The sequence below is a fragment of the Enterobacter sp. PL_is511 genome, from assembly GCF_055816065.1.
In genome coordinates this window covers 518,685-541,894 of record NZ_JBVPGP010000024.1, presented here as the reverse complement: position 1 = coordinate 541,894, position 23,210 = coordinate 518,685, and the positions used below count along the sequence as shown (strand labels likewise).

Annotated in this window: 18 protein-coding genes; 7 read left to right on the top strand and 11 right to left on the bottom strand. The window is 57.5% G+C overall.

Translation table 11 applies throughout. The annotated features are described in order from the left end of the window. The first annotated feature begins 125 nt into the window (after positions 1 to 125). The gene (locus AC0TN7_RS18005; protein WP_157188811.1) at positions 126 to 1,382 is read left to right on the top strand and encodes a DUF1479 domain-containing protein; all 1,257 of its coding nucleotides are present in this window, start codon (positions 126 to 128) and stop codon (positions 1,380 to 1,382) included. Here the strand turns inward: AC0TN7_RS18005 and AC0TN7_RS18000 are convergent. Next, positions 1,379 to 2,452: a LacI family DNA-binding transcriptional regulator gene (locus tag AC0TN7_RS18000; RefSeq protein WP_473702317.1), complete on the bottom strand. Its 1,074-nt coding sequence runs from the start codon at positions 2,450 to 2,452 to the stop codon at positions 1,379 to 1,381. The genes AC0TN7_RS18005 and AC0TN7_RS18000 overlap by 4 nt on opposite strands. A gap of 288 nt (positions 2,453 to 2,740) precedes the next feature. Here AC0TN7_RS18000 and AC0TN7_RS17995 point away from each other — a divergent pair, with 288 nt between their 5' ends. Both AC0TN7_RS17995 and AC0TN7_RS17990 read left to right on the top strand, forming a co-directional pair. After that, positions 2,741 to 4,042 carry an MFS transporter gene (locus AC0TN7_RS17995; RefSeq protein ID WP_024908695.1) on the top strand — a complete coding sequence of 434 codons (1,302 nt, stop codon included), beginning with the start codon at positions 2,741 to 2,743 and terminating at the stop codon, positions 4,040 to 4,042. Between the two features lie 17 nt (positions 4,043 to 4,059). Continuing rightward, positions 4,060 to 6,423, top strand: coding sequence for a glycoside hydrolase family 31 protein (locus tag AC0TN7_RS17990; RefSeq protein ID WP_473702316.1), 2,364 nt, complete (start codon positions 4,060 to 4,062; stop codon positions 6,421 to 6,423). An 89-nt stretch (positions 6,424 to 6,512) separates the two neighbouring features. Here AC0TN7_RS17990 and AC0TN7_RS17985 read toward each other — a convergent pair whose 3' ends face one another. Then, positions 6,513 to 8,108, bottom strand: a complete 1,596-nt coding sequence (locus AC0TN7_RS17985; RefSeq protein WP_024908697.1) for an ABC-F family ATPase — start codon at positions 8,106 to 8,108, stop codon at positions 6,513 to 6,515. Positions 8,109 to 8,330: 222 nt separating this feature from the next. On the opposite strand from AC0TN7_RS17985, the gene ldtB reads away from it, so the two are divergent. Next, a complete protein-coding gene (gene ldtB, locus AC0TN7_RS17980) occupies positions 8,331 to 9,251 on the top strand; it encodes a L,D-transpeptidase (RefSeq protein ID WP_032649383.1) in 921 nt (306 codons plus the stop codon). A gap of 242 nt (positions 9,252 to 9,493) precedes the next feature. Next, positions 9,494 to 10,303: a glycosyltransferase gene (locus tag AC0TN7_RS17975; protein WP_024908699.1), complete on the top strand. Its 810-nt coding sequence runs from the start codon at positions 9,494 to 9,496 to the stop codon at positions 10,301 to 10,303. Positions 10,304 to 10,311: 8 nt separating this feature from the next. On the opposite strand, the gene AC0TN7_RS17970 is transcribed toward AC0TN7_RS17975, so the two are convergent. From AC0TN7_RS17970 to mntR, 9 genes are all read right to left on the bottom strand, one after another. Further along, entirely contained in the window at positions 10,312 to 11,028 is a 717-nt protein-coding gene (locus AC0TN7_RS17970; RefSeq protein WP_024908700.1) for a GntR family transcriptional regulator, read from the bottom strand. A gap of 15 nt (positions 11,029 to 11,043) precedes the next feature. Beyond that, positions 11,044 to 12,366 (bottom strand): PTS sugar transporter subunit IIC, encoded by a 1,323-nt coding sequence (locus AC0TN7_RS17965; RefSeq protein ID WP_463726939.1) that lies wholly within the window; start codon positions 12,364 to 12,366, stop codon positions 11,044 to 11,046. Between the two features lie 51 nt (positions 12,367 to 12,417). Continuing rightward, positions 12,418 to 13,794 (bottom strand): glycoside hydrolase family 1 protein, encoded by a 1,377-nt coding sequence (locus AC0TN7_RS17960; protein WP_463726940.1) that lies wholly within the window; start codon positions 13,792 to 13,794, stop codon positions 12,418 to 12,420. Between the two features lie 148 nt (positions 13,795 to 13,942). Beyond that, the gene (locus tag AC0TN7_RS17955; RefSeq protein ID WP_463726941.1) at positions 13,943 to 14,983 is read right to left on the bottom strand and encodes an aldo/keto reductase; all 1,041 of its coding nucleotides are present in this window, start codon (positions 14,981 to 14,983) and stop codon (positions 13,943 to 13,945) included. Positions 14,984 to 15,090: 107 nt separating this feature from the next. Next, positions 15,091 to 16,614, bottom strand: a complete 1,524-nt coding sequence (locus tag AC0TN7_RS17950) for an efflux transporter outer membrane subunit (protein WP_473702315.1) — start codon at positions 16,612 to 16,614, stop codon at positions 15,091 to 15,093. Then, positions 16,614 to 18,185, bottom strand: coding sequence for a DHA2 family efflux MFS transporter permease subunit (locus AC0TN7_RS17945; RefSeq protein ID WP_032649392.1), 1,572 nt, complete (start codon positions 18,183 to 18,185; stop codon positions 16,614 to 16,616). The genes AC0TN7_RS17950 and AC0TN7_RS17945 overlap by 1 nt, the downstream gene beginning before the upstream one ends. Next, complete coding sequence (locus tag AC0TN7_RS17940) at positions 18,182 to 19,276, bottom strand: HlyD family secretion protein (RefSeq protein WP_248163652.1); 1,095 nt, start codon at positions 19,274 to 19,276, stop codon at positions 18,182 to 18,184. Before AC0TN7_RS17940 ends, AC0TN7_RS17945 begins: the two co-directional genes overlap by 4 nt. Positions 19,277 to 19,377: 101 nt before the next feature. Continuing rightward, positions 19,378 to 20,487 carry an anion transporter gene (locus AC0TN7_RS17935; RefSeq protein WP_061715705.1) on the bottom strand — a complete coding sequence of 370 codons (1,110 nt, stop codon included), beginning with the start codon at positions 20,485 to 20,487 and terminating at the stop codon, positions 19,378 to 19,380. Then, positions 20,484 to 20,957 (bottom strand): manganese-binding transcriptional regulator MntR, encoded by a 474-nt coding sequence (gene mntR, locus AC0TN7_RS17930; protein WP_023310887.1) that lies wholly within the window; start codon positions 20,955 to 20,957, stop codon positions 20,484 to 20,486. Before mntR ends, AC0TN7_RS17935 begins: the two co-directional genes overlap by 4 nt. Positions 20,958 to 21,140: 183 nt before the next feature. Between mntR and mntS the strand changes: the two genes are divergently transcribed. Both mntS and AC0TN7_RS17920 read left to right on the top strand, forming a co-directional pair. Then, entirely contained in the window at positions 21,141 to 21,269 is a 129-nt protein-coding gene (mntS, locus tag AC0TN7_RS17925; protein WP_014831181.1) for a manganase accumulation protein MntS, read from the top strand. Between the two features lie 283 nt (positions 21,270 to 21,552). Next, positions 21,553 to 23,136 (top strand): phosphoethanolamine transferase, encoded by a 1,584-nt coding sequence (locus AC0TN7_RS17920; RefSeq protein WP_024908708.1) that lies wholly within the window; start codon positions 21,553 to 21,555, stop codon positions 23,134 to 23,136. The last annotated feature ends 74 nt before the right edge of the window (positions 23,137 to 23,210 follow it).

The following is a 23,210-nucleotide window of genomic DNA, read 5'->3' as shown; positions in this document are numbered from 1 at the left end:
CCGGCTTATCATTCTTTTTCCGTCCTGTGGCTTGCGTCAAGTTTTTAAACTTGCATTAACTTAATTTTAACTTAAAGTATCACTTGTAGATATTTTTACTTTCGAATGAAAGATGCGAGGCAGTTATGACCTTTACCAGTGAAACTTTGCCAGCGGATCACAAAGCGGCAATCCGTCAGTTGAAACGTGAGCTGCGCGCGCAGATCGGCGACGTGCAGGCGGTGTTTAACAAGCTCAGCGATAAAATTGCCACCCGCGTGGCGGAAATCAACGCCCTTAAAAACAAAGGCGAATCCGTCTGGCCGGCGATCCCGTTCGCGGATGTAAAAAACGGCACGATTACCGACGCGCAGCGCGAAGCCGTTAAGCGCCGCGGCTGCGCGGTGATTAAAGGTCATTTCCCGCGCGAGCAGGCACTGGCGTGGGATCAGTCAATGCTCGACTACCTCGATCTGAACAAGTTTGACGAGGTGTACAAAGGGCCAGGCGATAACTTCTTTGGTACCTTGACTGCCTCCCGTCCGGAGATTTACCCGATCTACTGGTCGCAGGCACAGATGCAGGCGCGCCAGAGCGAAGAGATGGCGCAGGTACAGTCGTTCCTGAACCGTTTATGGACATTCGAGAGCAACGGCAAACAGTGGTTTGACCCGGACGTGAGCGTGATTTATCCGGACCGTATCCGCCGCCGTCCGCCAGGTACCACCTCGAAAGGACTCGGCGCGCATACCGACTCCGGCGCGCTGGAGCGCTGGCTGTTGCCGGCTTATCAGCAGGTCTTTGCCCGCGTGTTTGACGGCAACGTCGAGAAATACGATCCGTGGAACGCCGCGCACCGTACCGAAGTGGAAGAGTATACCGTCGATAACACCACCAAATGCTCGGTATTCCGCACCTTCCAGGGCTGGACCGCGCTGTCGGACATGATCCCCGGACAGGGGCTGCTGCACGTGGTGCCCATCCCGGAAGCGATGGCGTACATTCTGCTGCGTCCGCTGCTGGACGACGTGCCGGAAGACGAGCTGTGCGGCGTTGCGCCGGGGCGCGTGCTGCCGGTTTCCGAGAAGTGGCACCCGCTGCTCATCGAGGCGCTGACCAGCATTCCGGCACTCGAGGCGGGTGATTCGGTGTGGTGGCACTGCGATGTGATCCACTCCGTCGCGCCGGTGGACAATCAGCAGGGCTGGGGCAACGTGATGTATATTCCTGCCGCGCCGATGTGCGAGAAAAACCTCGCCTATGCGAAGAAGGTGAAGGAAGCGCTGGAGACCGGCGCGTCGCCGGGAGACTTCCCGCGCGAAGATTATGAAAAGAGCTGGCAGGACCGCTTTACCGTGAACGATCTCAACATCCACGGCAAGCGCGCGCTGGGCATGGTCTAACTGTCGTACAGCCCTTCCCGCTCCACGGCGGTGCGTCGTTTCCCCTGACGTATCCGCCGTACCGAATCCCGCACGGTCAGCGTGCCGTTAAGCAGCAACGTCCCCACCGGCGCGTCCGGGCGCATCAGCCGCTGCTGGAGCATGTGTACCGCTTCGGTTCCCAGTTCGTCGCGGGGAACGTGCACGGCCGTTAATGGAACATCCTGGATCGCCGCCAGGTTAAACCCGTCGATGCTCATCACCGACACGTCCTGCGGCACGCGCAGACCGTGGTTTTGTAATGCGCTGATGGTGCCCGCCGCCATAAAGTCGCCGCCGACCAGAAACGCGGTAGGTAAATCTTTCCCCTGCACTTCGCTGAGCCAGCTGCTGACCGCCTGTTCCGTTTCGCGCGCGCTGAAGCTGGGCACCACCAGCAGATCGCGTTTATCGCTGAACGTCAGGTTGTGGGACTGCCACGCGTCGCGGATCCCCGACAGGCGCAGCTCCATGGTGTAGCGACGCAGGCACAGCACGTTCATCACCTCACGGTGTCCCATCTCGAACAGGTATTCCGCCGCCCGCTCGCCAATGGCGCGGTGATCCGGCGCAACGACAGGCAGACGCATGTGCCGGTCGCGGCAGTTAATTAGCATGCAGGGTTTACCCACATCTACCGCCAGATCGTGAATATGGGGATCGTCAATGCCGAGAAGGATTGCCGCCTGAGTATCCGGCTCATTCATGCGCGCCAGAAAAAGCTGGGCATCGCTGTCGTTCTCTTCCAGCGCGCAGTAGCGCAGGCGCACATCGTGGGATGCCAGGCCTTTACTCACGCTCTGGATCACGCGGTAGTAAAAGATGTCGGACCGCTCGTCGAAGGCGCGCTGGGGGGCAAAAACCACCAGGCTATTGAGCAGCAGCCGTCCCGCCGCCATGCCCTCCATCACCCCCAGCTCCCGCGCGCACGCCAGCACCTTTGCGCGCGCTTTTTCGCTGGTATTCGCTTTCCCCGCCAGCACCCGAGACACGGTGCTGATCGAGAGCTGCGTACGGGCGGAGATTTCGGTGATTTTTAGCCTTTTGTCCATTTTGTGATCTGGCTCCATTTGCGAAATGAAAAAATTTTCATAGCGTATCCGTCAGGCAATAACTGACATAAATGCCATCATGCCAGAGTGGTTGAGTCAGTTATGAGAAATTTTGCACAAAATCCACTATTGCCCACTCATTTTCTCCCTTAAGGTGAACTTGTCACACAACTTCCATACTAGTTGTATACCAACTTAAGCAATTTAAACGGATAGAAATCAAAGGCATAAAAATCTGTGTGACACCTGAACCTCCGTCCCCTTACCGTCCGTCTTGTGGAGAGTAAAATGAGTCAGGACATCAATAACACCGTTGCGACAAGCAAAACCCGTCGCGTCATCAAGAACCTGCGCTGGTACGTGCTGGTGCTGTTCTTACTTGGCGTCACCGTTAACTACATCACCCGAAATTCGTTAGGCATTCTTGCCCCCGAGCTGAAAGAGAGCCTCGGGATCACCACCGAGCAGTACTCCTGGATCGTTGGCGCGTTCCAGATCGCCTACACCATTTTCCAGCCCCTCTGCGGCTGGCTGATTGACGTGATCGGCCTGAAGATTGGCTTTATGGTCTGCGCCGGGATCTGGGCGCTGATGTGTATTTTCCACGCGGGCGCCGGAAGCTGGCTGCACCTGGCTATTTTGCGCTTCTTTATGGGTGCCTCTGAGGCCGCCGCTACCCCGGCTAACGCCAAAACCATCGGTGAATGGTTCCCGAAATCAGAACGACCTGTTGCCGCCGGCTGGGCGGGCGTGGGCTTCTCCATCGGCGCGATGCTGGCTCCGCCAATCATCTACTTTGCTCACGCCTCGTTTGGCTGGCAGGGGGCGTTTATGTTTACCGGCGTGCTGGCGCTGCTGTGGGTGATCCTGTGGTGGGCGTTCTACCATAACCCGGAGCAGCACCCGAACCTGAGCAAGGACGAGCTGGCGTTTATCAAGCAGGATAACGAACCGCCTGCCGTCAAACTGCCCTTCCTGACCGCGCTGAAAACCGTCTCGAAAAACAAACGCTTCTACGGTATCGCCATCCCGGCCTTTATGGCGGAACCCGCCTGGGCGGTGCTGAGCTTCTGGGTGCCGCTGTACCTCGCCAAAGAGCACGGCATGGACCTGAAGCAGATTGCGATGTTTGCCTGGCTGCCGTTCCTCGCCGCCGACCTCGGCAGCGTGGCGAGCGGCTACCTGACGCGTCTGTACACCCGTCTGTTCGGCTGCTCCCGCGTTAACTCGGTCGTCGCCAGCTCCGTGACCGGCGCGTTCCTGATGATCTCGCTGGCCATCGTGGCCATTACCCGCGACCCGTATATCACCATCGTGCTGATCTCCATCGGCGGCTTCGGGCACCAGATCATCTCCTGCATGCTGAGCGCCCTGGTCGTGGAGTCCTTCGACAAAGGCCAGATGGCGACCGTCAACGGCATGCGCGGCTCGGCGGCGTGGATCGCCAGCTTCCTGTTCTCGCTGTTAATCGGTGTTACCGCCGACAAAATCGGCTTTAACCCGCTCTTTATCGCCATGGGCTTCTTTGACCTGATTGGCGCTGTCTTCCTGGTAGCATTTATTGCTGAACGTCGCGCCAAGCGCGCCTGATAGTGGATGTATTGCATATGAAAACCCTGAAAAACTGGACCGTAGATACGCAGTCGGCAAACCATCTGGAACTGCTGGTCGATAACCAGCACCGCCTGTGCCTGTATGTGCTGGAAGAGAACCTGTTCCGCGTACTGATCAAACGCAAAGGCGAGCTGGCGCTGGACCGCACCTGGAGCATCGCACCGGAACAAGACGTTCCCTGGGAAGGCCGCCGTCGTGACGACATAAGCGGCTTCACCTGCCCGGCCTGGAACCTGACTCAGCAAGGTGAGACGCTAACCGTGGCAACCGAACAGCTGCGCGTGACCGTCCACCAGCCGCTGTGGCTGGAGTGGCACTACCGCGATGAGGCGGGCGAGTGGCAGCCGCTGGTCAATGACCGCCCCACCAGCGCCTACCTGCTGAACGCCCACGGCGACGGCGTGGCGCACTACCTCAGCCGTCGTAAAGACGAGCGTTTCTACGGCCTGGGCGAGAAAGCGGGCGATCTGCAGCGCAACGGTAAACGCTATGAGATGCGCAACCTCGACGCAATGGGGTACAACGCGGCCAGCACCGATCCGCTCTACAAGCACATCCCGTTCACTATCGCCCGCCGCGACGACGTCAGCTACGGCCTGTTCTACGACAACCTGAGCAGCTGCTGGCTGGATCTGGGTAACGAAATCGACAACTACCACACCGCCTATCGCCGCTGGCAGGCGGAAGCGGGCGATATCGACTACTACATCTTTACCGGCAGGCGCGTGCTGGACGTCACCAAAGCCTTCGTGCGTCTGACCGGGAAAACGCTGTTCGGACCGAAATGGAGCCTGGGCTACAGCGGCTCGACCATGCACTACACCGACGCGCCGGATGCGCAAAACCAGCTGATGAACTTCATCCGCCTGTGCGAAGAGCACGCCATTCCGTGCGACTCGTTCCAGCTCTCCTCCGGCTATACCTCCATCAACGGCAAGCGCTACGTCTTCAACTGGAACTACGACAAGGTGCCGCAGCCGAAGGTAATGAGCCAGGCGTTCCACGACGCGGGATTGAAGCTGGCCGCCAACATCAAGCCGTGCCTGCTGCAGGATCATCCTCGCTATAACGAAGTGGCGGAGAGCGGCCTGTTCATTCGCGATTCAGAAACCGATGCACCCGAACGTTCCAGCTTCTGGGATGACGAAGGCTCGCACCTCGACTTTACCAACCCGCAGACGGTGCAGTGGTGGCAGAACGGCGTCACCACGCAGCTGCTGGAGATGGGCATCGACTCCACCTGGAACGACAACAACGAATATGAAGTGTGGGACGGGGAAGCGCGCTGCTTTGGCTTCGGTAAGGAGATCGCCATCAAGCACATTCGCCCGGTCATGCCGCTGCTGATGATGCGCGCCTCGCTGGAAGCGCAGCAGCGCTTTGCGCCGGAAAAACGCCCGTATCTGATCTCCCGCTCCGGCTGCGCCGGGATGCAGCGCTACGTTCAGACCTGGAGCGGCGACAACCGCACCAGCTGGGACACGCTGCGCTATAACATCCGCATGGGGCTGGGCATGAGCCTGTCGGGGCTGTTCAACGTCGGCCATGACGTGGGCGGTTTCTCCGGCGACAAGCCGGACGCCGAGCTGTTCGTGCGCTGGGTGCAGAACGGCGTGATGCATCCGCGCTTTACCATTCACTCGTGGAACGATGACCACACGGTGAACGAGCCGTGGATGTACCCGGGCGTCACCCCAGCCATTCGCGGCGCGGTTGAGCTGCGCTACCGCCTGCTGCCGTATCTCTACACCCTGCTCTGGCAGGCGCACGCCGACGACGAGCCGATGCTGCGTCCGACCTTCCTCGACCACGAGCACGATGCGCAGACCTTCGAAGAGTGCGATGACTTCCTGCTGGGCCGCGACCTGCTGGTGGCCAGCGTCGTCGAAGCCGGGCAGCGCGAGCGCCGCGTCTGGCTGCCGGATAACGACACCGGCTGGTATGATTTTTACACCCACGCGTGGTATGCGGGCGGCCAGTCGATCGTTCTCGACGCGCCGCTGGAAAAACTGCCGCTGCTGGTGCGCGCCGGAGCCGGTCTGCCGCTCAGCGAGCGCATCACGCATGTGAGTGCCGAAAAAGATACGGCCCGCGAACTGAAGCTGTTCCCTGTGAAGGGCGTCGGCACAACCTCGGGCATGCTGTTTGAAGACGACGGCGAAAGCTGGGGATACCAGAACGGCAATGCGCTGTGGGTGGAATGGGAAATGGTGTGCGACGGCGCAAGTATCAACCTGAAGGTGAATGCGCGCGGCGACTATCGTCCGGCGTGGAAGGCGCTGAAGGTATCATTACCGGCGGGGGAAAAACGTACGCTGCGGGTGAACGGGGTTGAAGGGAGTGAGTGGGTGCTGTAGTGCGGCCTGATGCCCTCACCCTAACCCTCTCCCACAGGGAGAGGGAATAGAACGTAGGCCCGGTAAGCGAAGCGCCACCGGGCTTTTTTTTAGTTCTCGATACCTTTGCTGCGCAGGTAATCTTCGTAGTTACCGGTGAAGTCCACCACGCGCTCTGGCGTAATTTCGATCACGCGGGTCGCCAGCGAGCTGACAAACTCACGGTCGTGAGAGACGAAGATCAGCGTGCCCTGATACATCTCCAGCGCCATGTTCAGGGATTCGATAGATTCCATGTCCAGGTGGTTAGTCGGTTCGTCCATCACCAGGATGTTTGGTTTTTCCATCATCAGCTTGCCGAACAGCATGCGGCCCTTCTCGCCACCGGAGAGCACTTTAGCCGGCTTTTTGATGTCGTCCTGGCTGAACAGCAAACGACCCAGAATGCTGCGCACCGCCTGCTCGTCGTCGCCTTCCTGCTTCCACTGGCTCATCCAGTCAAAGACGGTCAGGTCATTTTCGAACTCGTACTCATGGTCCTGCGCGTAGTAACCAATCTGCGCGTTTTCGGACCATTTCACGGTGCCGTTGTCCGGCTGCAGTTCGCCGACCAGGGTTTTCAGCATGGTGGATTTACCCACGCCGTTGGCGCCCAGAATGGCAATCTTCTCGCCCACTTCCAGCAGCAGGTTAAAGTTTTTAAACAGCGGGCCTTCATCGAAGCCTTTGGTAAGGGCTTCCACTTCCAGCGCGTTACGGAACAGCTTCTTGTCCTGCTCGAAGCGGATGAACGGGTTCTGACGGCTGGAGGCTTTAACCTCTTCCAGCTTGATTTTATCAATCTGACGCGCACGCGAGGTTGCCTGACGCGATTTAGAGGCGTTGGCGCTGAAGCGGCTGACGAAGGACTGCAGGTCAGCAATCTGCGCTTTCTTCTTGGCATTGTCCGCCAGCAGACGTTCACGCGCCTGGGTGGCCGCCGTCATGTACTCGTCGTAGTTGCCCGGATAGACGCGCAGCTCGCCGTAGTCCAGATCCGCCATGTGGGTGCAGACCATGTTCAGGAAGTGACGGTCGTGCGAGATGATGATCATGGTGCTGTCGCGATCGTTCAGCGTCTGCTCCAGCCAGCGGATGGTGTCGATGTCCAGGTTGTTCGTCGGTTCGTCGAGCAGCAGGATGTCCGGGTTAGAGAACAGCGCCTGTGCCAGCAGCACACGCAGCTTCCAGCCTGGCGCGACTTCGCTCATCGGGCCGTAATGCTGTTCAACCGGAATGCCCACGCCCAGCAGCAGCTCGCCCGCGCGCGCTTCCGCAGAGTAACCGTCCATCTCGCCGTACTGCGTTTCCAGGTCGGCCACTTTATAGCCGTCTTCTTCGCTCATTTCGGCCAGCGCATAGATGCGATCGCGCTCCTGCTTCACTTCCCACAGCTCCGCGTGCCCCATGATCACGGTGTCGAGCACGGTGAACTCTTCGAAGGCGAACTGATCCTGACGCAGCTTACCGATGCGCTCGTTCGGATCGAGCGACACGTTGCCGAGGGTCGGCTCCAGATCGCCGCCGAGGATCTTCATAAAGGTGGATTTTCCGCTACCGTTGGCACCAATCAGGCCGTAACGGTTGCCGCCGCCAAATTTGACGGAAATGTTTTCGAACAGCGGCTTACTGCCAAACTGCATAGTGACGTTGCTGGTAACTAACACGGGGAGATTCCTGCGAAAAGTGTGATAAACACGGCATTATGCCACAATTCCGAATTGAGATCCCGCGTTGCAACCATCCACTAAACTTTAACAAAATCGAAAAAAATGTGATTTCGTACACATCTGAATTCCCTGTGAGCGGGAATGCACATATAATGCGCTCCCATCACAGATTCAGACTTATCAACTCATCGCCTGAATGGCTTAGATACCTCGCACAACATGAACATGAAATTAACAGCGCTTTTTGCGGCGGCGTTAGCCGTAGTAGGTTTTTGTAAGACCGCGTCTGCGGTGACGTATCCCCTGCCGACCGACGGAAGCCGTCTGGTGGGTCAAAACCAGGTGGTGACGGTTCCTGAAGGTAACTCTCAGCCGCTGGAGTATTTCGCTGCGCAGTACCAGCTGGGCCTGTCTAACATGCTGGAAGCGAACCCGGGCGTTGACCCATATCTGCCAAAAGCGGGTACCGTGCTGAATATTCCTCAGCAGCTGATCCTGCCGGATACCGTTCATGAAGGTATCGTGATTAACAGCGCCGAAATGCGTCTGTATTACTACCCGAAAGGCACCAATACCGTTATCGTGCTGCCAATCGGTATCGGCCAGCTGGGTAAAGACACCCCGCTGAACTGGACCACCAAAGTTGAGCGTAAGAAAGCGGGCCCAACCTGGACGCCAACCGCCAAAATGCACGCAGAATACATTGCGGCGGGCGAACCGCTGCCAGCCGTTGTACCGGCAGGCCCGGATAACCCAATGGGTCTGTACGCGCTGTACATTGGTCGTCTGTATGCGATCCACGGCACCAACGCCAACTTCGGTATCGGCCTGCGCGTGAGCCACGGCTGCGTGCGCCTGCGTAACGACGACATCAAGTTCCTGTTCGAAAACGTGCCGGTCGGTACGCGCGTGCAGTTCATCAACGAACCGGTGAAAGCAACGTCTGAACCAGACGGCAGCCGCTACATCGAAGTGCACAACCCGCTGTCCACCAGCGAAGACCAGATCAACAACAACGAAGTCGTTCCTGTTACGCTGAACAGCGCGGTGCAGGCGGTGACGTCTCAGCCAGATGTCGAAACGGCGATTGTTGACCAGGCCGTGCAGAACCGCTCCGGTATGCCGGTGCGTTTGAACTGATCACGCTGAATCAATAACGTATCTTATAAGACCCCGTATTATCGGGGTCTTATTGCACTGTAATCTCCATCACGCTGACCCTTTCTGAACAGCTATTACTGCCGTAAGTGCCTTTCTTGCCATTTTCTGCTAACCCAGCGGGGTTACATCTAATCCTCTAAGTGTTATGATGCGCCCACTTATAAAATCAGTTTTATCTGGTTTTATAAGGTCTTTTTATCTCCTGGAGCACGCATAGTTTGATGATTAGCATTAACTTAACAACAACAAAATCGCGCCTTTATCTCTGTTCGCAAACGGTGTGGTCACTGGCGAACCAGAGTAAGAAGGTCGATCAAATTGTTGTGTGGGTCTCCAGTACACCTTATCTCAGTGACGAAGGCATCACTGAGGAGCCGGAGTGGGCGCAGAAAATTCGCCAGACGGGCACCAACCTGGTTTTTAAATGGGTTAAGAACACCGGCCCTTATCGGAAATTGTTTCCGGCGCTGCAAGCAGCAACCGAAGACGATATTCTGATTTATGCCGATGATGACGCAATCTATAACGAAATTTGGGCAGAAACACTGCTGGATGATTTTTATCGCCACAATCAAAAATATGTGGTTGCCGCGCGGGTGCGTGAAACAGTAAAGAAGAAGAAAGAACTTCTTGATACCTATCGTAATTTCCCGCTTATCACCGTGCCAAAAGTCGTTGAGCAGAACTATATCATCACCGGTCTTGGTGGCGTTGTGCTCAAGAAAAATATGATCCCGGAATATTTCCATTTTAACGAAGATTTTATTACGGTTTGTCCTCGCGCGGATGATATTTGGATCAGCAAACTGATTCAGCTAACCAAAACACCTGTCTATGTTTCTGCACAAAGCATTCGTTTTGTTCATGAAATAATCCATGACTATGGATTATCGCGCGAGAATACCAGCAAAATAAAACGTTCCTGGTTTCAAAAAATCCGTTTTACATTTAAGCCTGGTCAAATCCAGCATCTGTGTCAGAACGATCTTTACATAAAAGACACGGACAGCTATTTCGAGTCGTGCGCCTGAAAGACTGATTACCCGTTATTCACGATCACGATCCCGCCGTGGTCGTAGCGATAGTGGCAGTGGGCATACTCCAGCGGCGTGCCATCCTCCAGATAAATCACCTGCTCCACCTCCAGCACCGGATCGGTTTCCTCGCAGACCAGATGCTCTCTGTCCAGCGCGCTGGGCTTAAGCGCCCGCACCACCCGGTACGACCCCATAATTTTCAGCCCCAGCGTTTCCTGAACGTACTGGAACACTGAAGCTTCAAGATGGTTTTTCGTCAGGCCCGGGACCAGATTCATCGGCATCACCGTGGAATCCAGCGACATCGGTTCACCGTTCAGCAAACGGAGTCGAATAAAGTCATAGATCGGCGCATCGGCGTTAATCATCAGCGACGCCTGCTCTTTTTCATTAGGAAAGCGCAGCTCGAAATGCACCACCTGGCTCGTGACCGTGCCCAGATGTGCCCAGGTTTTGGTCGCGCCAAAGTAGTCGCTGCCGGAGAGATCCCACTGCGAGAGCTGGAGGAAGTTTTTACGGATGAACGTGCCCTGGCCCTGACGGGTATAGACCAGACCTTCGACGATCAGCTGGCGCATCGCCTGCTGAATGGTCATCCGGCTGGAGCTGAACTCCGCCGCCAGCGCAAACTGGTCCGGCAGGGGTTCGTTGGCGGCGTACTGCTGGCTGATAATGCGTTTCTTAATTTCCCGCGCTATGGTGATGTACTTCGCCGCCATCGTCCTTCCTTTCTGTTAGTTTTCTATCCCGCTGTTTTTCAACGCCACTCGCTCGGCAATCTTGAGGAAAGGCAGGTAGAAGAATACACCAAATACGATGATTGCCAACTGCACCACCACCGCCCGCCAGTCCCCCGCCGTGGCCAGCCAGGCGCTCAGGATCGGCGGCGTGGTCCACGGGATCATCACCACGCAGCGCGACATTAACCCCAGCGTGGTACAGAGCCAGGCGAAATAAATGCCGATGGCGGGCAGCAGCACAAACGGGATCATCAGCGGCAGGTTAAACACGATCGGCAGGCCAAAAATCACCGGCTCGTTGATATTAAACAGGCCCGGCGCCAGTGACAGGCGCGCCACCTGCTTCGCCGACTGCTGGCGCGAGAAGATAAATATCGCAATCAGTAGCGAGATCGTGCTGCCCGTGCCGCCTACCATGCCGAACGTCGGCACGAAGATATTGTTGATGATGTGCGGAATGGGCTGACCGTTGGCGAAGGCCAGCATGTTTTCGTTGGTATTGATCAGCAGGAACGGCTCCAGCACCACGCTGTTGACCACCGACTGATGAATACCGAGCGTGAACAAGAAGTTGCCGAAGCTGTAGATGAAAATCGTCCCGGGCAGGCTGGTGTTGATCAGCCGCAGCGGCTGCTGGATAAAGGTCGTAATGAGATGGATCAGATCCGTATGCAGCACGTTTGCCAGCACCGCCGCCAGCACCGCAAACAGCGAGAGCGTGAGGATGGTCGGGATCAGCGCGGTAAAAGATTTGCTCACGGCCGGAGGCACGTTTTCCCCCAGCGAAATGTGCAGCGCCTTCAGGCGCGAAATAGCGATAAACACTTCCGTTGAAAGCAGCCCAATCAGCACCCCGGCGAAAATCCCGGTGGAGCCGATATTGGCGAACGTCAGCACCTGGGTGACGTTCACCGTGGTATCGCTGCCGACGGGCGTAATCTGCAAGCGTATCGGCATCATGATGATGAAGCTGCTGACGGCGATAACCACTGCCGAGACCGGATTGTCGAAATCTTTGTTGCGCGCCAGCGACCAGGCAATCATCGGCGCCAGCAGCAGCGCGGCAATGTTCAGCGTGCCGTTGATAATCGCCTCGCCCCACACTTTGAAGTGTGCCAGCGTATCGCCGTGAAAAATCCACGGAAAGACCACGTTGTTCACCAGCACCGCCAGACCGGCGAGGATGAAAATCGGCATCACCGTGGCGAAGGCGTCGCGCAGGGAGCGCAGGTGCACCTGGTTTGCCAGGCGCGCCGAAAACTCGACAAATTTATCGACAAAGGACTGCATGTGCGGTGTGATTTTTGTTTCAGACATAGCGGAGTGTTCCCATCAATCAGTCACAAAAACGGCCCGGCAGCGTACGGCTTACATCTCGCGTCCGTTGGTATGGATAACCTGTTTTAACCACGCGTAGCTCTTCTTCGGCACGCGCTTCAGGTCTTTCAGGTCGTGGTTTTCCCGGTTGACATAGACCACGCCGTAGCGCTTACGCATGTCGCCCTGGGAGCTGAGAATGTCGATCAATCCCCAGCCGAGGTAGCCAATGACCTCTGCCCCGTCCTCGAACATCGCCGCTTTCATGGCCTCGATGTGCGCCCGGTGATAGTCGATGCGGTAGGTGTCCTCAATCGGGTTCACGCCGTCCCATGACTCAATCACCCCAATGCCGTTCTCGATCGGGAACACCGGCAGGCGCCAGTCGTTGGCGTAGCGGGTGATGATGGTGCGGAAGCCCAGCGGATCGATCTGCCAGTTCCACTCGGTGGCCTTCAGGTACGGGTTATTTTTCTCGCCGTGCAGCAGGTAATAGTTCACCGGCGTGCCTTCCGGAATCGCATCGCTGTCCAGCGTTTTGCTGGCGTAATAGCTGAAGGCCATATAGTCGTTCTTTGTACGAGCGAACAGCGCCAGGTCCTCGGCGCGGTAGATATCACCAAAGCCCTCCTGTTCCACCACCGCCATCACCGCCGGGCTGTAGCCTTGCCCTGCGAAGACGCGCAGCAGGTTCTCGTTGAGAAACTCGTCATACTGCTGGGCGCAGAAGATATCGCGCGGTTTGCAGGTAGCCGGGTAGATCAGCTGGTGCGCCAGCATGCCGCCCATCAGCTGGCCCGGTCTGGTCTGGTGCAGGTATTCGGTTAGCGCCATGTGCGCCACCATCGTATGGTGCTGTAGCTCGTACAGCTCGCGCAGGGTTTTCTCGCCTTTCATATAGCCGGAAATACGGAACGCTTCCGGCATATGGAAGATGTTCTGCTCGTTGAAGGTCAACCAGTACTTCACGCGGTCGCCATAACAGTCGATCATCTTTTTGCCATAGCGGATAAAGGCGTCCATTACGCGGCGGTCGTTGAAGCCGTTGTACTCCTGCGCCAGCGCCAGCGGCATATCGAAATGGTACAGGCAGATCATCGGCTCGATGCCGCGGGCGATCAGATCGTCAATAAAGCGGTCGTAAAATGCGATGCCTTCGTCGTTGAACGGGCCGTCACCCTGCGGGCAGACGCGGCTCCATGAGATCTGGAAGCGGTAGCAGTTCATGCCCAGATCCTGCATCAGATCGAAATCTTCCCGGTAGCGGTGGTAGGAGTCGGTCGCCACTTTCCAGTCGGACACGTTTTCCCCGGCTTCACGAATGTCATACACCGACATCCCCTTCCCGCCTTCGTTCCAGGCTCCTTCCGTCTGCATGCTGGAGACCGAGTTGCCCCATAAAAAGTTGGCCGGTAGCTGATGGTTCATGTTTTCTCCCTATATGACTAGTCATTTAAAATTTCATGTCTAGTCATATAGGCGATGATGAAAAGAGGATCAAAGAGGAGGATCGTTTTTTGTGAGCAAGGCGGGAAAAAAAGCCCCGGTAAGCGATGCACTCCCGGGGCAAGAAGGGTTACTGTTGCGCGAGCTGATTACGGCGATACTCTCCCTGACGCTCCAGCATCCAGCCAGGATATTCCCGCGGCAGCGCGCTGACCGCATCCAGCTGTTTAAGCTCGTCTTCGCTGAGAAGGATACCGGTGGCGGCAATGTTGTCGTCCAGCTGTTCAACGCGTTTCGCGCCAATGATGACGCTGGTCACCGCTTTTTGATGTAGCAGCCACGCCAGCGCGATTTGCGCGACGGAGACGCCCTTGCTTTCGGCGATAGTCCGCATTACGTCCACGCAGTCGAAGGCGCGATCTTTATTCACCGGCGGGAAGTCAAACTCCAGACGACGACCACCGGCTTCACTCTGCCCGTCGCGGCCATATTTTCCGCTCAGCAGACCGCCCGCCAGCGGGCTCCAGACCATCAGCCCGACGCCTTCGCTCTGCATCATTGGCACCAGCTCACGCTCAAGATCGCGTCCGGCGATGGTGTAATACGCCTGGAGTGATGCGAACCGCGCCAGCCCGAGACCCTCGGAAATGCCCAGCGCTTTGGCAATCTGCCACGCCGCCCAGTTCGAGACGCCGATATAGCGCACGTGGCCGTGCTGCACCAGGTTATCCAGCGCATACAGCGTCTCCTCAATCGGCGTGGCCGGGTCGAAACCGTGAAGCTGATAGAGATCGATATGATCGAGCTGCAGGCGGCGCAGGCTCTCCTTCACGCTGCTGATGATGTGATAGCGCGAGCTGCCGCGCGAGTTCACCCCGGCGGTACCCGTTTCGCCGAATACCTTGGTGGCAACCACCACGTTCTCGCGCGGGACGTTGAGGTTTTTCAGCGCCTGCCCGAGGATCGTCTCCGAGCGCCCTTCCGAATAGACGTCAGCGGTATCGATGAAGTTAATGCCCGCATCCAGCGCGCGGCCCACCAGCTGCTCGGCTTCGTTTTGCTTAAGCTGGCCAATCTTGCCCCACATGCCGTCTTCACCACCGAAGGTCATGGTGCCGAGGCACAGTTCAGAAACAAACAGTCCGGTGTTGCCCAGTTTTTGATAACGCATAAGATAATCCTCGCATGTCGTTTAAGGGGTACCCGATAGTTATACCCGCCCCTCAGCGATCGCGAATGTGGCGTTCCTGTCCGTTTCTTGCCCAATCCTCTGAATATTTATCCGCGCGGGGCGTCGCCAAAGACGCTGTAGTCCGGTAATTGCACCTGCTGATACGGCTCCCAGCCGCCGCCGAGCGCCTTGTAGAGCGCCACCAGATCGAGCGCGCTCTGCACCTGCGCCTGCGCGCGCTGCTGCTGAGCCTGCGCCAGCTGTCGCTGGGCGTCCAGCACGTCGATAAAGCTGGCGATCCCCTGGCGGTAGCTGTCGCTTGCCAGGTCAAACGCGTTTTGCAGCGCATCGATCGTTTTCGCCAGCCCCGCTTCACGCTGCTGGTCGGTGCGATAGCTCACCAGCGCGTTTTCGACATCGCCAAGCGCGGTGAGCACCGTCTGACGATAGTCCAGCACCGCCGCCCCCTGCTGCGCGCGCGCCACCTTCACGCTGGAAACCAGTCGACCGCCCTGGAAGATGGGAATGGAGACCTGCGGGCCAAAGCTGTAGAAGTGGCTGCTCCAGTCGGTCAGCCAGTTGGTTTCGCTGTTGCGCAGGCCAAACTGCCCGGAAAGCGTAAAGCTCGGGAACAGCTCCGCCACCGAGACGCCTATTTGCGCCGTCGCGGCGTGGAGGTTCGCCTCCGCTTCGCGCACGTCCGGACGGCGGCGCGCCAGCGTCGACGGAATGCCCGTTTGCACAATATCCGGCAGCGCAGGCATCGGCTGCACGCTCTGCAGTTCCGCATCCAGCGCTCCCGGCGGCTTGCCGAGCAGGATCGCCAGGCCGTTCATCGCCTGCCGCTCCTGCGCCTGATATTGCGGAAGCTGTGCTTCAAGGTTGCCTAACTGCGCCCGGGCGTTTTCCACATCCATCTGCGGCGACAGCCCGCCCCGCTGGCGGCTTTCGGTCAGATCCAGCGTCTGCTGCGCGCTCGCAATCTGGGTGTTCAGCGTGGCGATAATGCTCTGCGCCCCGCGCAGCTGGAGCCACGCGCGCGCCACTTCCGCCTCCAGCGACACCAGCGCGTCGTTACGCTGCTCGATAGCCGCTTTCTGCTGCGCTTCGGCGGCTTCCACCTGACGGCGCACCTTGCCCCACAGGTCGATTTCCCACTGGGCGTCGAAGCTGCCCTGGTAGAGGTTGATCGGCTGCGTCAGCGGTCCCAGCGCGCCCTTGAGAGCGGGATCGATGCTATCCACCTGGTCATATACGCCGTGGGATTTCAGCTCCCCTTCCAGCCCGAGCTGCTGGCGCGTCGCCTGCAGATTGCCGTTCACCGACGGATAAAACGCCCCGCCCGCCTGGTTAATCTGTTCACGCGCGCCGGCGATGCGCAGCACCGTCTGCTGCAGCGTCAGGTTCCCGGCGATGGCGCGTTCAACCAGGCTGTCGAGCTGCGGCGAGCCGAACGTTTTCCACCAGCGCGGGTTGGTCGCGGCGGAGGTGGTTTGTGACTTCACCGAGCCGTCGCCTTTATCGTTCCAGTGCGTGACGGCAGGTGACGCGGGCTGCTGGTAGTCCGGCCCGACGGCGCAGCCTGCCAGCAGTATCATTATCATCAGGGGGTGTAAACGTCTGTGTATCATCAATGTGCTCCTGCACTCCCCTCGCTCTTAACCGGCGAGAGCAACAAACAAAACGGAATCAATAGCAAGGCCACCGCGCTCAGAATGGTGAAGACGTCGATGTAGGCCAAAAAGCGCGACTGCTCAATCATCGTCTGGTACATACGCCCGGTGGCGATGCCGGTTGGATCGCCCACCTGGGTGGTGAAGTTCTGGATCGCCTGCGCGCTTTCGCGTATCGCCTGCTGAAACTGCTCGTTAAACGGCGAGGCGTGGTACGCAAGGTGCGCGCTGTGCGCCTGCGAGCGCTCGGTAATCGCCGCCGTCGACAGCGAGATCCCGACCGAGCCCGCCACGTTGCGGAACATGGTGAACAGCGCCGCCGCATCGGCGTTCAGCCGCCTTGGTATCGAGATAAAGGCAATGGTAGTCAGCGGCACAAACAGGAACCCCAGCCCCAGCGACTGGGCGCTGCGGAACAATACCAGGGTTTCGAAGTCGATATCCGGGGTCAGCGTGCGCGACCAGAAGAACGACACCGCCAGGCAGGTAAAGCCAAAGGCGATAATCCAGCGCGTTTGCACCACCGGCATCAGCTTCAGCACCAGCGGAATCGTCAGCACAATCAGCACCGCTCCGGGCGACAGCACCAGCCCGGACCAGGTGGCGGTATAGCCCAGGTCCTGCTGCGCCAGCTGCGGGATCACTACCGAACTGCCGTACAAAATCATCGCCATCCCCGCCATCAGCAGGCTGGAGATGGCAAAGTTGCGGTCCTTCATGCAGTGCAGATCCACCACCGGTTTTCTGGCATACATCAGCCAGTAAATCGCACCAATGATGCCGATCAGCGTTAATACCGCGAAAGTGCGGGTAAAGTTCGAGTTAAACCAGTCTTCGTCTTCTCCCCGGTCGAGCATCACCTGCAGACAGCCCAGCCCCAGGGCGATCAGGCCGATCCCCGTCCAGTCGATGGTCAGCTTCTCTTTAGACTTGCTCTCCCACGGCGGATCTTCCAGCAGTTGGTAGATCGCCAGCACCGTGACAATCCCCACCGGGATGTTGATAAAGAACACCCAGCGCCACGAGTAATTGTCGGTGATCCAGCCTCCCAGCGTCGGGCCGAGGACCGGCGCAACGATAATCGCGATGGACGAGAGCCCGAAGGCTTTGCCCCTGTCCTCCGGCTTGAAGTAGTCGAGCAGCACCGACTGCTGCGTCGGCTGCAGCCCGCCGCCAAAGAAACCCTGCATCACGCGGAACAGGATGATCTGCCACAGCTCGGTGGCGATCCCGCACAGGAAAGAGCAGACGGTGAACATGACGATGCAGATCAGGAAGAACTGCTTGCGGCCAAACACCCGGCTCAGAAACGCCGAGATGGGCAGCACGATGCCGTTCGCGACCAGATAGCTGGTTAACACCCATGTGGATTCGTCATAGCTGGACGAGAGCGAACCCGCCACGTGGGGCAGCGCCACGTTGACGATGGTGGTGTCCAGAATTTCCATAAACACCGCCAGGGTGACGACAATCGCCACCGCCCACGGGTTGCTGGCGGGCTTCCAGCTGTCGTGGCTGTGATCCGTCATTCCACCGTCACCTTCGGCGCAACCGAGAGCCCCAGCGGCAGCGGTTTGTTCGGATCGAGCCCCTTATCAATCACGATTTTCACCGGCACGCGCTGCACAATTTTGACGAAGTTACCGGTGGCATTTTCAGCCGGGAAGGCGGAGAAGCGCGAGCCGCTGCCCTGCTGGATGCTGTCAACGTGGCCCTCGAGCGACATATCCGGCCACGCGTCGACGGACACGGTGACCTTATCGCCGGGCTTCATGCGCTCAAGCTGCGACTCTTTGAAGTTCGCCACCACCCACACGTTCGGCGAAACCAGGGAGAACAGCGCCGTTCCCGCCTGCACCAGCGTGCCGGGCTGCACGTTGCGTTTGGTGACAAACCCGTCGAACGGAGCGCGGACTTCGGTGTAAGAGAGGTTCAGATTGGCCGTTTCCAGCTGCGCTTTCGCCTGATCGACCTGACGCTCGCGCGCTTCAACGTTGGTTTCCTGCTGGCGGATTTGCAGCTGTACCTGCTCTGCCACCTCCAGCTGCGCCTGGGCGCTGGCCAGCCCCGCCTGCGCGCTGCGCAGCTGAGCGTTCGCGGAATCAATACTTTGCTGGGTGGTTGCCCGCGGGTCGACGCCGCGCTGGCGACGGTACTCCGCCTGCGCGTTCGCCAGATCGGCCTGCGCTTTCAGCACCTGCGCTTTGGCTTCGTCACGCTGGGCGGGATACTGCACTTTTGAGAGCGCCAGCTGTGCCTGAGCCTGATGCAGCTGCGCGATAGCCAGCCCAAGCTGGGCCTGGGCCTGATCGCGCTGCGCGGTGGTATCACGCGGATCGATGACCACCAGCAGATCGCCCTTTTTCACGCGCTGGTTATCACGCACGCGCAGCTCGGTGACGTAGCCCGCCGTTTTGGGGGCAATCGTCACCACGTCGCCGTCGGTAAAGGCGTCGTCGGTCGTCTCTTCGTTACGGGTTAAAAACCACCAGACCAGCGCCACGACGACCATCACCACCACGACAATGCCGAGGATAATTAACGGTTTCTTGCCCGGGCGCTTACGCGCATTATTGTTTTTGTCCTGCTCGTCAGCAGGCGGGTTTTGATCTTCAGCCATAGGTCAGCAACGGTCCTGTCAGTGAGCGGCATCACACTATGCCGTTCACTAAAGCTAGGACGTTGCTATACGTTTGCCAGGAAAAACTGACAAATTGCGCACTATATGAGAAGGAATAGTCCGAAACCGATCGCCGCGGCCCAAACCAGCATCGGAATAGACCAGACGTGGAAACGCCACCAGATACGACGGTCGTTGGCCATACGCAGAGCAATCAGGTTTGCCAGCGAACCGGGCAGCAGGCCAAACCCGCCAATGTTAACGGCCCAGGCCAGGAGCGTATCCGGCGGGACATAGTTGAGCAGCAGAATGGTGGACGGCACGTTGCTGATAAACTGCGACAGGCCAATCGCCGTTAGCCACAATCCCGGCTGAGACAGCGTGCTGACGCTGTGCAGCACGTTCTGCAGCACCGGAAGCTGGATGAGAAGATGCACATCAATAAACATCGCCATAAAGACCAGCAGCAGCGTCCAGTCCACGCTGACCAGCACGCGCCGCGCCAGAACGACAAACCCTGCGGCAACGAGCAGGACACCCGCCAGCTCAACCTTCAGCTCCAGCGCAAACAGAAAGACAATGTATAACCCGAGACAGCTCCACACCAGACGCGGCTGCCACTGCGGGCCCGTGGTGCCGCTGTGGTACTGCAGTTTTTTATCCGGGAAGGCAAACCAGCAGACCGCCAGCAGGGAAAGCATCATCACCAGCGCCAGCGGGGCCATCTGCCAGGTAAAGGCGGCGAACGACAGACCGGAACGGCCCCAGAGCAGGATATTCTGTGGGTTCCCGATAGGCGTCAACAGAGAACCGGCGTTAACGGCGAGCGCTTCAAAGATGATCAGCCGGCTGACCGGAATTTCACAGAGCTTACGCAGCGTAAGCGTGAGGGGCACGATGATAAACAGCGCCACATCGTTGGTCAGAAACGTCGACAGCACCGCGGCGGAGAACACCATAAACAGGGACAGCCTGCGTTCGGTGGCAAACCGGCGCACCATTTTACGTCCCAGAACGTCAAAATAGCCGCTCAGCTCGACCCCTTTGGTGAGCATCATCAGGCCGCTCAGGGTAATGATGGTGCGCCAGTCAATCGCGGCGGACCAGGCGTGTGGGGCAAACGGCACAAAGAGGCTTAACGCTGCGCCAATAATTAATAACAGATGGAAAAAACGATCGCGTGCCAGGGCCTGCAGTCCAGGGATTTTCATTCAGCGGAGGGACCATATTTAAGCGTAAATTCACGAAATTTCACCAGCGTCTCTTCGCTAACGTGGTGTTCCATTCCTTCCGCATCCCGGCGGGCGATCTCCGGGCTGACGCCCAGCACCAGTAAAAAATTCTCGACAAGCTGATGGCGCTCTCGGCTCTCCTGCGCGAGTTTCTCCCCTTCCGGCGTCAGAAAAACACCGCGCCAGGGGATCATTTCAATTAAGCCCACGGAGGCCAGGCGTTTTAACATTTTAGCGACAGTAGGCTGTGAAACCCCCAGCCTGGCGGCCATATCGACCTGGCGCGCTTCACCAACCTCACGGATCAGATCGGAAATGAGTTCAACATAATCATCAATCAGTTCACGCCGGTGCGCTTCACGGACCTGGCGAAAACCTTCGACATGTTCTTCAACATTCACCAGTTGCGTCGTTTTCCTCATTGTCGGATGACCTGCGCGACGGTTCATTGTACTTCCTCAGTGGGGTGACGCTTCCAGCGCCCGGTTTCGAGAGCGCACATTGTAAACCATAGCTCCGCAAGCACAAAAAATTAACGAAATAGCCATAGCTATACAATATAGCCTGTGCTATATCTGTATGTAATGCAGTCACCCTTCACGGATCGAAGGGATCAAAACTCAGGAGGTCTTATGAACGAATTCAAGAGGTGCATGACCGTGTTTACCCACTCTCCTTTTAAAGTGCGCTTAATGCTGTTGAACATGCTGTGCGATATGTTTAACAACAAACCGCATCAGGACGACAAACCTTCCCACTAAGCGGCGTTGCGGTACGCCGCTTCATTTTTCCGTCACAATCTCGCTCTAAACTGGCTTCCAGCCGCCTTATTCCCGATCTTTTTTACGGATTTGCAATCCCCTTCGCAAAACATCTGCTTAGCAACTGTTGATATTATTTAGCGCTCGCACTATCTTCTTGCAGCCCTGCACAATTTGCGGCTCGCTGAAGCGGACCCTCATTCCCTCTCCACGCACTGTCAGGCAGGTTATGACCCTTGACGCCAGGGTGAGCACATGGCGTTTTCATCCATGATAGTGACCTATGAATGTAACCCTGATAGATACCGTTGTGACCCGCAGCCGGGCCTTAAGCCCGTGGACGGGTTTTTACTTTTTGCAGTCTTTACTGATTAACTTTGCGCTGGGTTATCCCTTTAGTCTGCTCTACGCGGTGGCGTTCACCTGCGTTCTGCATTTGCTGTGGCGATCCGCACCGCGCGTGCAAAAAGCGTTAATCGGCATCTGTTCGCTGGTTGCTGCACTCTATTTCCCGTTTGGTCAGGCTTACGGCGCGCCAAACTTTAATACCCTGCTGGCGCTGCACTCGACCAATATGGAAGAGTCAACGGAGATCCTGACGATCTTCCCGTGGTACAGCTACGTGGTCGGGATCTTTATCTTCGCGTTGGGCGTTATCGCCATCCGCCGTCAGTCGGGCGAGAAAAAATCCTGGGGTAAGATCGAAATACTCTGTCTGGTGTTCAGCATTGCCGTGGCCTTTGTCGCTCCCATCCAGAATATTCCCTGGGACGGTAAGCTAAGGCTCAGCAATATCGGTTATCCGGTTTTCCGCTTCGTGAAAGACGTCGTTGTAAACAATAAAGAGGTTCTCGACGAACAGGCGCGCATGGCTGAGCTTTCCAATATGAAAGACACCTGGAACGTGCTGGCCGTTAAGCCGAAATATCACACCTATGTGGTGGTGATTGGCGAAAGCGCGCGTCGCGATGCGATGGGAGCGTTTGGCGGTCACTGGGATAACACACCGTTTGCCAGTTCAGTCAAAGGCACGCTGTTTACCGATTATGTCGCGGCCAGCGGCTCGACGCAGAAATCGCTCGGCCTGACCCTTAACCGGGTGGTGGATGGCAAACCGCAGTATCAGGATAATTTCGTCACCCTGGCAAACCGTGCGGGTTTTCAGACGTGGTGGTTCTCTAATCAGGGGCAAATTGGCGAATACGATACGGCCATCGCCAGTATCGCCAAACGCGCTGACGAAGTGCAGTTCCTGAAAAATGGCGACTTCGAAGCCGACAAAAACACCAAAGACGAAGCGCTGTTGAAAATGACGGCACAGGTCTTCGCCACCCCGCGCACCCAGCCTCAGCTGATCGTCCTGCACCTGATGGGGTCGCACCCGCAGGCCTGCGATCGGACCGGAGGGAAGTACGCGGAGTTTGTGCAGTCCAAAGAGACGTCCTGCTATCTCTACACCATGACGCAAACCGACGACCTGCTGAGCAAGCTGTACGATCAGCTACGCAATACGGGCGACAGCTTCTCCATGGTCTATTTCTCGGATCACGGGCTGGCGTTTAAAGAGCGTGGTAAAGAGGTGCAGTACCTGGCGCACGATGACAAGTTCCAGCAGAACTTCCAGGTGCCGTTTATGGTGCTGTCGAGTGATGATAAAACGCATCGCGTCATTAAAGCGCGTCGTTCGGCAAATGATTTCCTGCAGTTCTTCTCGCAGTGGACCGGGATTAAGGCCGAGCAGATAAAAAATGCTTACCCGTTTGTCTCTAACAAGAAAGCTTCCCCAGTGTACGTTACCAACTTCAAGTTACAGAAAGTTGACTACAACCATCTGGGTACGGATATTTTTGATATTAAGAATAAGTAATTGCCGTCTCGTGCGGACCGATGCCCTCACCCTGGCCCTCTCCCACGGGGAGAGGGAACAAACACTAAAAACGG

Bases quoted from the DNA above. Each gene is read 5' to 3' on its own strand.
- AC0TN7_RS18005 (WP_157188811.1), top strand. From the start codon at position 126: ATGACCTTTACCAGTGAAACTTTGCCAGCGGATCACAAAGCGGCAATC.
- AC0TN7_RS18000 (WP_473702317.1), bottom strand. From the start codon at position 2,452: ATGGACAAAAGGCTAAAAATCACCGAAATCTCCGCCCGTACGCAGCTC.
- AC0TN7_RS17995 (WP_024908695.1), top strand. From the start codon at position 2,741: ATGAGTCAGGACATCAATAACACCGTTGCGACAAGCAAAACCCGTCGC.
- AC0TN7_RS17990 (WP_473702316.1), top strand. From the start codon at position 4,060: ATGAAAACCCTGAAAAACTGGACCGTAGATACGCAGTCGGCAAACCAT.
- ldtB (WP_032649383.1), top strand. From the start codon at position 8,331: ATGAACATGAAATTAACAGCGCTTTTTGCGGCGGCGTTAGCCGTAGTA.
- AC0TN7_RS17975 (WP_024908699.1), top strand. From the start codon at position 9,494: ATGATTAGCATTAACTTAACAACAACAAAATCGCGCCTTTATCTCTGT.
- AC0TN7_RS17970 (WP_024908700.1), bottom strand. From the start codon at position 11,028: ATGGCGGCGAAGTACATCACCATAGCGCGGGAAATTAAGAAACGCATT.
- AC0TN7_RS17965 (WP_463726939.1), bottom strand. From the start codon at position 12,366: ATGTCTGAAACAAAAATCACACCGCACATGCAGTCCTTTGTCGATAAA.
- AC0TN7_RS17960 (WP_463726940.1), bottom strand. From the start codon at position 13,794: ATGAACCATCAGCTACCGGCCAACTTTTTATGGGGCAACTCGGTCTCC.
- AC0TN7_RS17955 (WP_463726941.1), bottom strand. From the start codon at position 14,983: ATGCGTTATCAAAAACTGGGCAACACCGGACTGTTTGTTTCTGAACTG.
- AC0TN7_RS17950 (WP_473702315.1), bottom strand. From the start codon at position 16,614: ATGATACACAGACGTTTACACCCCCTGATGATAATGATACTGCTGGCA.
- AC0TN7_RS17945 (WP_032649392.1), bottom strand. From the start codon at position 18,185: ATGACGGATCACAGCCACGACAGCTGGAAGCCCGCCAGCAACCCGTGG.
- AC0TN7_RS17940 (WP_248163652.1), bottom strand. From the start codon at position 19,276: ATGGCTGAAGATCAAAACCCGCCTGCTGACGAGCAGGACAAAAACAAT.
- AC0TN7_RS17935 (WP_061715705.1), bottom strand. From the start codon at position 20,487: ATGAAAATCCCTGGACTGCAGGCCCTGGCACGCGATCGTTTTTTCCAT.
- mntR (WP_023310887.1), bottom strand. From the start codon at position 20,957: ATGAACCGTCGCGCAGGTCATCCGACAATGAGGAAAACGACGCAACTG.
- mntS (WP_014831181.1), top strand. From the start codon at position 21,141: ATGAACGAATTCAAGAGGTGCATGACCGTGTTTACCCACTCTCCTTTT.
- AC0TN7_RS17920 (WP_024908708.1), top strand. From the start codon at position 21,553: ATGAATGTAACCCTGATAGATACCGTTGTGACCCGCAGCCGGGCCTTA.